The sequence below is a fragment of the Acetobacterium malicum subsp. dehalogenans DSM 11527 genome (genome assembly GCF_000472665.1).
In the GTDB taxonomy this organism is placed as follows: Bacteria; Bacillota; Clostridia; order Eubacteriales; family Eubacteriaceae; genus Acetobacterium; species Acetobacterium malicum.
In genome coordinates, this window is record NZ_AXAC01000045.1 from 19,943 (window position 1) to 32,737 (window position 12,795).

Consider the following 12,795-nt stretch of genomic DNA (forward strand, 5'->3'; position numbering starts at 1 on the left):
CTCAATTCTCCCATTCGTTCCCGGTATTCATCAGCAGCCAGATTTCCTCGATTCGTTTTAAATACTCGGTCACTTTTTCGACCCGGTCTTTTCGGATTTCCAGTTCCATTTTAAAAACCAGACTTTTCAATTCGGCGGCATTCATTTGTTCAAATATCTCTTTCAGCTGATGGGCGATGACTTCCATCAAAATCAGGTTTTCCTGTTCCAGCAACAGCTTGAGACTATCAATTTTTTGATTGATCTCCCACTTTATTTTTTGATTTATCGTTAACGGCCCGGCCAAACCAATTGTCGTCATTTGCTGCTCTGGTTGATAAAAATTGCTGATCATTGTCTCCAGCTGAGAAGTTTCTGGTTTCTGCCGATCGCCCAGATATTCTTTTAGCAGCAACTGCATCTGATAGCGATCCAATGGTTTTGATAAATAACCATCCATACCGCTGGCCTTAAAAATCGCTTCATCACCTTTAAGGGCAAAGGCTGTCAGGGCGATGATGGGGGTTTTCTGATTCGGGGACTTTGGCGATACCGGGTATTCCAGAAAGGGCTCGGTTCTGTCTGACCTGCCGCGAATCATCTGCGCCGCCTGGATCCCATCCATGACTGGCATCTGCACGTCCATGAGGATGATGTCATAGCTTTTTTTTGACGCCGCCCTAACCCCTTCCACCCCGTTGCCGACCACATCAACCGTTGCACCAAAACTTTCAAGCATCTTTGCGATAACGATCTGATTGACCCGGTCATCTTCAACCAATAACACTTCCTCACCGGAAAAACTGACTTCCTCGCCGGACTCCGCTACTGTTTCACCCGGTTTCTTGGTAATCACCATCGGCAGAAAAATAGAAAAGGTACTCCCCACCCCCAATTGGCTGGTAAAGGTCACGCTGCCGCCCATCATTTCAAGGAGCTGTTTGGTAATCACCAGACCCAAACCCGTACCACCATACTCCCGGGTATATGAGCCATCGATCTGGGTAAAGCTCTTGAACAACAGTGAATAGTCTTTTACATCAATCCCGATGCCGGTGTCGGTGACAGAGATCTTCTGAATGACTTCCGCGGGTTTGTCAGGCTGAAGCTCCTGACTGACCGTGATTTTAACCGACCCGGCATTGGTAAATTTGATGGCATTGCTGAGGATATTGTTGATAACCTGCTTGAGCCGCATACTGTCCCCAATGACGAAATTAGAGCTAATTTTTTCATAACTCACTGACATTTCCAGGCATTTTTCCAGGGCGTGTTTCTTATGGGTTTTAACTGTCGACTCGATGAGATCCATAAGATTGAAACTCATCGGCTTGATCATCAGTTTACCGGCCTCGATTTTGGCAAAATCAAGAATATCATTAATAATCCCGATCAGCGAGGTCACACAGCCTTTGGCGGTTCTCAAATTGTCCTTCTGTTCCTCGGTCAACGGTTCCAGGGCAGTCAAATCAATCATCCCGACAATTCCGTTTAGCGGGGTACGGATTTCATGGCTCATGTTAGCCAAAAATTCGCTTTTCGCCCGATTGGCTTCTTCAGATCGTTCGATGGCCTGTTTCAGTTTGATTTCGGTTTTTTTCTTGACATCAATGTCCGCTGACAGCACCGCGATATATCCGGCTTCAGGACTGTAGATGGAACCTTCCACCCACTTTTTCAGTCGGATCATATAATATTCTTCCAAATGGATATTTTCGCCGTGGGCAAGAACTTCCTGAAAGCGGTTGAACAGTCCCTGACTTTCTTCGGTTTCGAGAAATCCCATTTCGGATAGTTTGTGGCCAATTACCTCATCCCGTTTAATCCCAAACAGTTTTTCAGTGGCCAGATTCATTTCCACCAGTTCGGCATCCACCAGATTGCGATCTCGGTCATACAGGGCTTTGAAGTATGAAATACTGCTGTCCATATATTTAAACAACGAAAAGTATTTCTTCTGACTTTTGATAAACAGTTCTTCGGCAAACCGTTCATCATGAATATCCAGAAACAAACCGATCATTCCGGCGTATTCCTGATTTTTGTCATAGAACGGCCGGCCCATCCCCCGGAAGGTCCGGTAGGTATTGTTCGGAGCCAGCAGTTCCAGTTCAATATTAAAATTGATTTTCTCACTGAGGGAGCGATTCAGAGTATCAATAAAACGGCTGTGATCGTTATTTTTCATATGGTTGCTCAAGTCTTCCAGAAAGGATTCCCGGGAGATATTCATAAATGCTTTAAAGGTCTGATTGATAAAATCACAAATCTGATTGTGGTCGATCCGATAAATCATCACTGGCAAGCTGTCTAATATCGAGAGGCTTGATTCCCGGGCTTCTTTTAAACCACGTTCATAATAGACCTGCTCGGTAATATCTTCCAGGGTAATGATATACTCTGAGTGATTGGCGGAAATAATTGGCAGGACACTGACATTAAGATAGCGGGTGTCTTCACTGCCGCCATTTATAAAATTTACTTTAACAGATTTGTCCCTGACCATCTTTTGATCTTCCAGAACTCGGGTGACGATTTTGCGGAACAGACAATAACCACAATTCAGCGAATAGCCACACCCTCCATTGACACTGAAAACGCATCCCAGAGCGTCACCAAAAGCCTTGCCGAGAACCCGGGATTCGTCCAGATTAAATGTTTTGAGAAACGCCCGGTTGACCCGGTTGATCAAAAAGCGGTCATCAATAACCAGCATGCTGGTGGGCAGCAGATCAAACATCATTTTTAAATTATTTCGTTCTTTTTTGATGGTTTTTTCAGCGGCGATGATTCGGGAGATATCCCGAAATACCACCACCTTGCCCAGATAGTCTCCGCTTGCTGATAACAATGGTGACAAATGCGCCGACAGGTAGCATTTGCTGCCATCCGGTTTTAAATAAAAAGAGTGTTTAGGCAAACCCACACTTGCGCTGAGTTCGGTATTTTTGCCCTTGGCCCAGAGCTCCACGGGCGCTTCCTGGCCGTCCCGATATAATTTGAAAATATCGCCAAAGGTCTTGCCCAGTATTTCAGATAAATTCAAACCGAGTATCTTCAAAGCTTCAGCATTGGCAAAATCCAGCCGATCACCCAGATCACTGGTCATGATTGCATCGCCGGCGCTGTTCAGCGTTGATACCAGCCAGGCTTTGTCTTTATTTTCAATATGCTGTCTCATTTGGTCCATCAGACTTCTCCAGATCAATAGATTTTAAGTGTTAAGGTGACATCATTGAGTTGGTCAATATTTACCAAATTCATCATCACTGAGGATGATCGTTCTGGCGGCTGGTGCCTGGCTGCTATGACCGCTTCGTTTTTTAACGGCCTGACGGTTCTGTTCTTTCATGTTTTCGAACATCCGCATCATTTCCGGGTTCATGTTTTCGTAGCTTTCGGCGCCCATAAAGCCACCTCGTTTTAATTTAAAGCGGGCTACCTGTTCTTTAAGCATTTCTGCCTGACTGGCCAGCTCTTCGCTGGCGGCGGCAGTTTCCTGCGAAGTAGCCGAGGTGGCCTGAACCACATTGGCAATCTGAGCAATACCCTGGTTGATCTGTTCCACTCCAATGGCCTGTTCATTGGAAGCCACCGAAATATTGGTAACCAGACCATAGACCTTTTCGATCGAATCGACAATCCGGACCAGTGCTGCAGCGGTTTCATTCGCAATTTTGGTACCACCTTCGACCTTTTTGATGGAGCCTTCAATCAGCGCCGTGGTTTCCTTGGCGGCACTGGCTGAACGGGCGGCCAGATTTCTGACTTCCACCGCAACCACTGCAAAACCCTTGCCGTTCTGTCCGGCCTTGGCCGCTTCAACTGCCGCATTCAGGGCCAGAATATTGGTCTGGAAAGCAATTTCATCAATCACTTTGATGATTTTGGAGATATTATTGGATGATTCGCTGATGTCTTCCATGGAACCCAGCATCTGCTGCATCCGATTATTGCCCTGGTTGGCATTTTCTTTGGTATCTTCGGCCAGCTGATTGGCCTGATCGGCATTTTCGGCATTGAGCCGGGTCTGAGACGCAATTTCTTCTATCGAGGCAGTCAGTTCTTCAATCGAACTGGCCTGCTCGGTGGCGCCCTGTGACAGCGAAATACTGGAATCAGAAACCTGTCGGGAACCTGAGGCGACCTGTTCGGTGGCTTCATTGATATTAACCATCACCTCATTGATATTTGAAGCCATGCGATTAAAGGCCCCCGCCAGTTCACCCATTTCGTCCCGGGTGCTGATGTCAATGGCCACATCCAAATCGCCGTCGGCCATCCGTTTGGAAGCGTCCACCATCTGATGCACGGGTTTTTTAATGGTTGACGCAATAAAGATTCCCAGCAGAATCGAAAGTATCATCCCGACCACAATTAACACAATCGTCATTAGGGTTGATGAACTGGCAACGGCAGTATTGCCGGCAGCAGTTTCCCCAGCCACCTGGAGCTTGATTTCGATCATCCGGGCAATATCACTTTCCATCTGGGCAGCAGCACTGGCATAACTGCCGTTTTTCATCAGCGCGATGGCTTCCGCCTGTTTACCTTGGCGAGCCAGGGCAATAATTTCTGCCGCGGCCTGGTTCATCTTTTCCTTTTGGGCAATGGCACTTTCGACCAGTTTTTTCCCTTCCTCCGAAATCAACGTCGTTTGAAAGCTTTCCATATTGGTTTCAAAAACTGTATTCTGCTCTTGAATACTGGCTTCAAACCGGGCGATTTCATCGCCGTTGCCGGATAGAATAATCGCATCCACATCATTGGTAATGCCTTTATAGGCATCGGTGATGTAAATCAGTTCTCCCAGAGGAACGGTCATTTTTTCATAAAGATAGTTATCCTGCCGGTCCACAGTCCGGATATTAATCACGCCCATCATCCCAATGCCACCAGCAATCAATGCAACCACAACAAAACCGAGAATCAACTTTGTTCCAATTTTCAGATTATAAAACCACTTCATCCCTTAACCTCTCTTCTTTCTCATTCGTTAATATTTCAATTTCCTGATTGGATAATAATTTGTCGCAGTCCAGCAGCAACTTGACCTCATTGCCCACCTTGCCGATGCTTTTGATAAACTGGTTGGAGACCCCGGAGCTAAGCATCGGTTGTTCGATAATATCTGCCTCTTCAAAGGAAATTACCTCCGAAACACTATCGACGATCAGTCCGACGGTATTTTCCGCCACATCAATAACAATCACGCAGGAGCGTTCATCATATTCCACAAATTCTTTTTGAAAACGTAGCCGCATGTCCATTAACGGAATAATCCGCCCCCGCAGATTAAAGATTCCCCGGACATAGGACGGCAGCTCAGGTACTTCGGTAAACGGCAAGATCCCGATAATTTCGGTGACATAGCCAATCCATAATCCATAATATTCATTGGCCAGCTCAAAGGTTAAATACATCCCCTGCTGATCGTCATCCTGATCAAGCTCTTCAGCTACTTCTTTGATCATCTTCACAACTCCTTTTAGCTCAGAATCAATACTGTTATTGTACCCGCAAACCGGTGAGGCCACTGATATCCATGATCAGGCTGATGCTGCCGTCGGGAAGCAGGGTGCAGCCGGCCAGTCCAAGAATTTTTTTCATCGAATTGACATAATTAGGCAGGGCTTTGACCACCACCTGCTGTTGCCCCAAAAGCTCGTCGGCAAAAACACAGATTATCTTTTCTTCCTGCTCGACCATGATCAGAATACCCTTAGTTAAATCGGTTTCGGCATTTTTGATGTGGTAGTGCTGGTGGAGTCTGAGGATCGGAAAGCACTGTCCCCGGATCATTACCATCTCATTATTGTCCGGATCCATCAGGCAGTCATTTTGATCCGGCCGGAACGATTCGGAAATGGTGGTAATCGGGATGGTGTACCGGGATTTTCCGACCCGGATATTCATCCCTTCGACAATCGCCAGAGTCAGGGGAATTTTCAGGGTAATGGTGGTACCGCGGCCCATTTCACTGTCGACCAGTACCGTGCCACCGACCTCCTCGAGGTTTTTGGTGACGACATCCATCCCCACTCCCCGGCCGGAAAATTCGGTGATGCTTTCCTTGGTCGAAAACCCCGGCAACAGGATCAGCTTGAAAATTTCGCGGTCACTCATTTCGTCCTCTGGTTTGGTCAGCAAGTTGTTTTGGCGGGCTTTTTCAAGAATCCGGGCCTTATCAAGTCCGCGACCGTCATCTTTAATCACGATCAGAACATCGCTGCCGACATTTTTAGCCTCCAAAATGATATGGCCGGCTTTGTTCTTGCCGCTGGCCAGCCGTTCTTCCTCACTTTCAATGCCATGATCAATGGCGTTGCGGATAATATGCATCAGCGGGTCCGAGATGTGCTCGATGATATTCTTATCGACTTCGGTTTCTTCACCATACAGATCCAGAACAACCTCCCGGTTCAGCTTTTTGCACATATCCCGGACAATCCGGTTCATTTTGACAAAGGTGGTTGATAGCGGCACCATCCGGATCGACATCACCATATCCTGGAGTTCCACGGTGATCTTATGAAGCTCGATCGAGGCTTTGTGAAAGTTCTCCGATTGAATCACTTCCACCTCGGGACACTGGGTCACCATCGATTCTGTAATCATCAGTTCCCCGACCAGATTCATTAGATTATCCAGCTTATCAACGTTAACGCTGATCATTTTCTGGGCCGCTCCGGTGTTGTTTTTCTGGGTATCCTCCGAAAAAGCAACGGCTGGTGGTGGGGTGACTGGCTTGCAGCGTTCCTGGTCGGGCAGGGCGAAAGTCTCGCTTGACTGAAGCGCTTTTTGTTCGCGGCGGAAGACATCCAGTCGTTCATCTTCGATCTCCCGAAACAACAACTGTTCGATATAGATAATATTTTCAAAATGAGCTTTGATTTCGTCATAGCCGATTTCAGTTTTAAAATAAATTTCAAAACCATTTTCCCGGATATAGGCCGCGGTTTCGGGATTTTCGGCAATATCGGCAGGCAGATAATAGACCTCTTCCGCCAGCTCCGCCAACCCGAAGACCAGGGTGTAAGCGCGGATATTCTCCATTGTGCAATCGTCTTCATATTGAATAATTACCTGATAACAGGAGCCATTTGAATTAGCCCCGGGCTCTTGATTCGACTGGGCTGCGTCGGAGGGTAGGCCCGGTTTTTTCTCCTGAGGAATATAATACTGCTGTTTTTTTTGCTGGCTGCGGTTTTGCGTATCCTCAGCGCCAAAGATCCGCCGCAACTCATCTAGGAACAATTTTAATGATTCAATCAGAAAAGAAGGGTCACCATCAGCATCATTTTTGTTGACAATTTTATTGACCTCTTCCTTAATAAAATCGACACATTCCAGCACCAGATCGGATACCGCCGAAAAATCCAGACCCTCCGGTTTTTGCTCGCGGATAAAATAGAAAATATCTTCAACTGCATGAGCCACCTTTTCGATGTTGTCAAACAGCATCATCGCCGAGGAACCCTTGATGGTATGCATAAACCGGAAGATCTCGCTGACATCGTCAGGGCTGAAACCGCCGCTTTTTTCACTACAAATAATAACCTGCTCCAGCTGCTCCAGGTTTTGGGTCGTTTCAAAGATGTAGACCTCCATCATCGGTTCGTTTTCGAAATTTTTCGTCACACTCGTCACCTCACGTACATCAATTTTTCTGAAACTATCTTTGCCGCTAAATAAATTTTCTTGTTCTATCTGATTAAATATGCTCAATATTTTAATGCCGGAAGCTGCCCCTGATTGCGCAAATCTACATGTCTACGCAGTAAGGGTCTTTTCCCTGTCTTTTATACACATATTTATTCATTTTAAACAAAAAAAATGATTTGGTCGTTAATATTTCGTCCAATTCAGTATTTTTATTTCATATTATCAGACAACCATGATCCAGAATCATCGTTGTCTGATGCTCAAAAACCAGTTTAAAATCATTTACCAAAAAAAAGACGTTTTTACCACCCTGATCCTCTTACCCAGATCAGCCGTAAAAACGCCTCTTTATAAATTAAACCGATACTACTTTCTAAACGCTTATTTGATAATCCCGGGACCAGCCGGCATTCAGGGTCGATTGATCAGTCTCTGACTAATTCTGTCAGCATGTTTTCCATCTGTTGCAGGAAATCAATGACGCTACAGATAATACTGGATTTCTTGCTCATTTTAACATTCAGATTTTCTATTTTCTCACCAAAGGAATCGACCACTTGAGAAATGGCACCAAAACCTTCCGCGGCGCCATTGATTCGCTCGCTGGTGGCGTCGATGCCTTTGATAATTTGTTTACTGAAATTTTTGACCTCATCGGTGCATTCATTGACTTGCTCAATATTATTTTTAACCGCATTGACTTTTTGCAAATTTGTGACACTTGTCGATTTTGACGCCTGGATCTCGACATTGACATCTTTGATGCTTTTAAACAGTGCTTTAACACTATCGTCAATGCCATCCACCAGTTCTTTTGTGGAGGTCGACAAGACCCGCATTTGCTGCGCAACAACTGCAAAAGCGCGGCCGGCCTCGCCCGCCCGTTCCGCTTCGATCGAGGCATTAAATGCCAGCAGATTCGATTGCATCGCAATGCCATTGATACCGTTGGACATGTTCTTAATATTGGCAAAGTCCTTTTCCAATTGTTGAAAGACATTGGCAATGGTGTCTAATTGTTCGTTGGTATGCAGAATATTGTCTGCCAGTTGGGTTACATTTGTTTCCGTCTGCTTAATCATGGCATCCGAACTGTCGATAACCTCATTAATCTGGTTGGCATAAGAACTGAAATTCTTAAAATCGTCATTGATATTGGTGGTCATTTCGCTGATATTAGTGATTTGCGAATAGGTTTGGGCAACATCATCCAAATAATTTGAAACTTCGACTTCTTCCTGCATCAACAGTTCGATTTTTTCTTCAATGTGCCGGACCCCAAACTGAATACTTTTTACCATCGTTTTATCACGCTTTTGGGTAATAAAATCGTTCGCATCGATATTAATGTTATTCACACGATTATTTTCTAACACGTTCATCTCCCATACCTCTACTCAAATACAGCCAGAACCATGGTCTGGTTAAAATGCTGCTGATTCAACTGTTCGCCATATCCCGCAAAACCCACATAATTACCCAGAGCGTTTCCAACGGTGGTAGCAAACTGATTTAGTTCACCATTAGATTCAAAGAGGATTGAACGGGCCAGACAATTGACCATCAGTGTCAAACTGGGGCGGTTACATTCCTGCCGGGCCTGACTCAAGGTTTTCTGAAGAACCGTTTTATAATCATCGGGCTCCAGCAAGACCATTTGCGAATTATTGTAGATGCGGGCATGATATTCCATGCCACTGCCATTGACAACCTGGTTATTGGCGACAATAAACATCTCATTTCCAATAATCCGTCCCAGCGGATAACTATCCAGATATTTGGGCAATTCGCTGACGTTGACCCCCAACGCATTGGCCATTACTGTGGCAGCCGGTTTGTTATCATATTCATAAACGATTCGTTTTCGGACGTCAACCTTCGTTGATTTAAAATAGTGCCGGGTCGGCTTATAAATGTTTTCGCGATATAATCGGATCTTGCCACCGAGGTTTTCAATGATCACGAAAACGCAGGCATTTTGATAAACCGCTCCATTTAAAGCGATAATTGTTTGTTCAGCCCGGCCCCGATCCCCGGCGGAACCACCGAAAACAGGGATCTTCTTTTTTGACAGCACAGCGTTGAGCGTCGATAAGACTAATTCCTCGCAGCTGATCAGGGCACTGGAAAACTCCAGACAGATGGTGCTATCGGGCTTTTTGAACCGTGCCGCAGTTTTTTCAACCTGATCCACATATTTAAGGGGATACTTGTCCGCATCTTTTAACAGGCCGGCTTCACAGCGGATGCCATCTTCAAAACCAATGACCATCAGGGTATCTTTATAGGCCCCCTCCTTACAAAACGCCGCAAAGGTGGTGGCACCCATCGAAACAGCATCCGGAAATTTCTCCTTCATTTCGCTGGCATAATGGGTGAAAGCTTCCACCCCCGAAAAGAATAAAATTAATTTGGGGTTGTTGAGCTGGGCGGTTGCCTCACGTATGGCGGTATCTGGATTACTGTTATTGCTTTTTCCAATCTTATAATTCATCGTTACTCCCTTTCGCATAATTTTAATGTCAATGTATACAAATTCTAAAGATAATATTACACTACTGAAAAAATTAATGCAATCTAACAAATGTAAAGTTTTTATAAAAAACAAAAACTCAAACAACCAAGATTCATGCTAATCTCTGATTATTTGAGTTTAATTTTTAAAATCACCGGTCCGTGTTCGGATTACCCGGCTCTGATTGCTTATTTTTCAAGACTGACGACCGTCTCAACGTGGAAAGTACTGAATATGATAGTTCAGCCAAAATTATCTGCCATGTTGCATCGCCTCTTGTTTTAAATATGAAAAAAGACACTCATTGAGAGTGCCTTCGGTTTAAAACTCAAAAAATTTGTTGCTGCTTTTCTTTACTGGAATCCAGATTTCACTTCTGTATTTAGGATTATCCAAATCTGTACTTTCGTTCCAGAGTATTTCAGGGCCGTTTACGGATTCATATCCTGATGACGGGAACCATTCTGAATATATTCGGCTCCAAATGTTCTGCAGTGTTTCAGGAAATGGTCCAATTGATTCAAAAACTGCCCAGGTATTGGACTCAACTTCCAGTACATCAAAATCTCCGATATCATTTCTTGCGGTTGCAACACCAATATAGTGATCCAGTTCTCCTTTTTCTTCCATTCTTCCTTCGGAAAAATTTGTCGACGCACTAATAATTCCGGCTGGTTCAATATTGGATAAGCTTTTTAATTGAACGATTACTTCCGGAGTTAGCAGTTCATACATTTTAGCAATCTCTGGATTAACCCCACTAAAAACGATTGGAACTCTCTTTTTATACCCCACCAGTCTAAACGGTTCTTTTTCAATAATTCGATAATTCATTTCACATCCTCCTTGAATTGATAATTGGAAGGTCATTCTGGGAAATGCTTTAATTTGGGCACTTTCGTTTCTTGCTTCAGAAGGCAAAATACCATGTACAGAATAAAAAGCTCTCGAAAATGAATCGGCTGATCCATACTCATATTTCATAGCAATATCGATGATTCTTAAATTTGAATCCTTTAATTCCAATGCCGCCAAAGTCAGCCGTCTTCTTCGAATATACTCAGATAAGCTGATACCAGATAAAAAAGAAAACATCCGTTTAAAATGATACTCCGAACAGAGTGCAATTTTTGACAGTTCTTTAAAGTCAATCTCATCTGTCAAGTGACATTCAATATAGGCCAGAGCATGATTCATACTGCTTAAAGAATCCATTTGATCCCCCCTTCCAACAACATATTATCAAAGGATGGCTTCAACCATCCGACAATTCGTGCACCGTTTAGTCGTTTCTTACGATACATTCTTTGATTGTATCAAACAGGGAACTGTCGAAAAGTGCACATGCCTTTGATTTGCTCTTCCAAGCGATCGTTTCATCGTTATAACTAAACCATTTAATAAAACGATGTGTCTGTTTGCTTGGAAATTTTTCGCATATTCGATGATGCTGTCATAATCAAATGTATCTGTTGGATATTTTTTCCCGTCGGCAGCTGAATATTTCGGCTGAAAAAACCAGGCTGTCCGGAGGTTCGTGTCTCCGAGTCCGGACAGTGGTTTCAAACGTTTCGGCATGGTGCCAATTGGCTATTTAAGTGTTTTTAGAATCAATTCCGTAAATTTCCCGCATGGAGCGATCATGCTCCTTGTCGATATACTGAATCTCAATGCTATGTGAATCGTGAACAATCCGATCAAGAATGGCATCGGCGACAGTGGCTTCAGGAAATTTGGTGTACCAGCCGAGTGGAGCGAACTGAGAGCAGAAAATTGTGGAAACCTTTTTATGACGGGCGTGGATAATCTCCAGTAAGTCCCTGGCTTCCGTTTCGGTCAGTTTGATGAGTAACCATTCATCGAGGATCAGGAGGGTGTACTTCTGATAGTGCCGGATCGCTTCTTTGAACTTGCCCTCACCCCTGGCTACCGCCAGTTCAGCCAGTAGTTCCGGCAGACGGATATATTTAGTGGCGTAGTAGTGTTTGCAGGCTTCCATTCCCAGAGCACAGGCAATGTAGGACTTACCGGTACCCGTTGCCCCGGCAATAATAATATTGTGTGCTTCCCGGATGTATTCACAGTGTCAAACACATTTCAAAAATCCCCTAAAAAATCGGTCGAAAAATCCCCGCTTATTCGGTAGGTTTTTCGTCAAACTTGCTGGTGTCATAAAAACCAGCTTTTTTCTTTTCCCGGATACGAAAGCTATCACCTTTAATATTAATGGTTGTAGAGTGATGAAGCAGACGATCCAGGATGGCTGTGGCAACGACGTTGTTCCCGAATACCTCACCCCAGCTGCCGTAGGATTTATTGGACGTAAGAATGATCGAGCTTTTTTCATATCGGTTTGAAATGATCTGAAAAAAGTAATGAGCCACTTCCTCATCCATTCCAGCATAGCCTACTTCATCGATGATCAGAATTCCGGGCTTGGACAAGGTTCTGATTTTACGATGAATCTTGCCGGTTGCGATGTTTTCCTTGATCATTGAGATCAGTTCATGAGCACTGAGAAAATAGGCAGTATAGCCATTTTTAATGGCTTCCACGGCCAAACCGACAGCCAGATGGGTTTTCCCAACTCCAGGTGGACCAAGAAAAATGACATTCTCACTCCGCTCAACAAAATT

The 12,795-nt window shown here is 44.5% G+C and carries 9 protein-coding genes; all 9 read right to left on the bottom strand.

Annotated elements, in window-relative coordinates; all coding sequences use genetic code 11:
* Position 1 precedes the first annotated feature (1 nt).
* Positions 2-3,169, bottom strand: coding sequence for a PAS domain-containing hybrid sensor histidine kinase/response regulator (locus A3KS_RS22800; RefSeq protein ID WP_051355930.1), 3,168 nt, complete (start codon positions 3,167-3,169; stop codon positions 2-4).
* A gap of 54 nt (positions 3,170-3,223) precedes the next feature.
* The gene (locus A3KS_RS0115455; RefSeq protein ID WP_026395672.1) at positions 3,224-4,948 is read right to left on the bottom strand and encodes a methyl-accepting chemotaxis protein; all 1,725 of its coding nucleotides are present in this window, start codon (positions 4,946-4,948) and stop codon (positions 3,224-3,226) included.
* The gene (locus A3KS_RS0115460; RefSeq protein ID WP_026395673.1) at positions 4,932-5,453 is read right to left on the bottom strand and encodes a chemotaxis protein CheW; all 522 of its coding nucleotides are present in this window, start codon (positions 5,451-5,453) and stop codon (positions 4,932-4,934) included. Before A3KS_RS0115460 ends, A3KS_RS0115455 begins: the two co-directional genes overlap by 17 nt.
* Positions 5,454-5,487: 34 nt before the next feature.
* Positions 5,488-7,620, bottom strand: a complete 2,133-nt coding sequence (locus A3KS_RS0115465; RefSeq protein WP_026395674.1) for a chemotaxis protein CheA — start codon at positions 7,618-7,620, stop codon at positions 5,488-5,490.
* A gap of 449 nt (positions 7,621-8,069) precedes the next feature.
* Entirely contained in the window at positions 8,070-9,026 is a 957-nt protein-coding gene (locus A3KS_RS0115475; protein ID WP_026395676.1) for a methyl-accepting chemotaxis protein, read from the bottom strand.
* A gap of 11 nt (positions 9,027-9,037) precedes the next feature.
* Positions 9,038-10,138, bottom strand: coding sequence for an FIST signal transduction protein (locus A3KS_RS0115480; protein ID WP_026395677.1), 1,101 nt, complete (start codon positions 10,136-10,138; stop codon positions 9,038-9,040).
* Positions 10,139-10,480: 342 nt separating this feature from the next.
* Positions 10,481-11,374, bottom strand: a complete 894-nt coding sequence (locus tag A3KS_RS0115485; RefSeq protein WP_026395678.1) for an AraC family transcriptional regulator — start codon at positions 11,372-11,374, stop codon at positions 10,481-10,483.
* A 379-nt stretch (positions 11,375-11,753) separates the two neighbouring features.
* Positions 11,754-12,233, bottom strand: a complete 480-nt coding sequence (locus tag A3KS_RS21545) for an ATP-binding protein (protein WP_084505033.1) — start codon at positions 12,231-12,233, stop codon at positions 11,754-11,756.
* 61 nt (positions 12,234-12,294) lie between these two features.
* Positions 12,295-12,795 (bottom strand): ATP-binding protein (locus A3KS_RS0115495; RefSeq protein WP_026395679.1); only part of this gene is annotated, 501 nt, incomplete at its 5' end.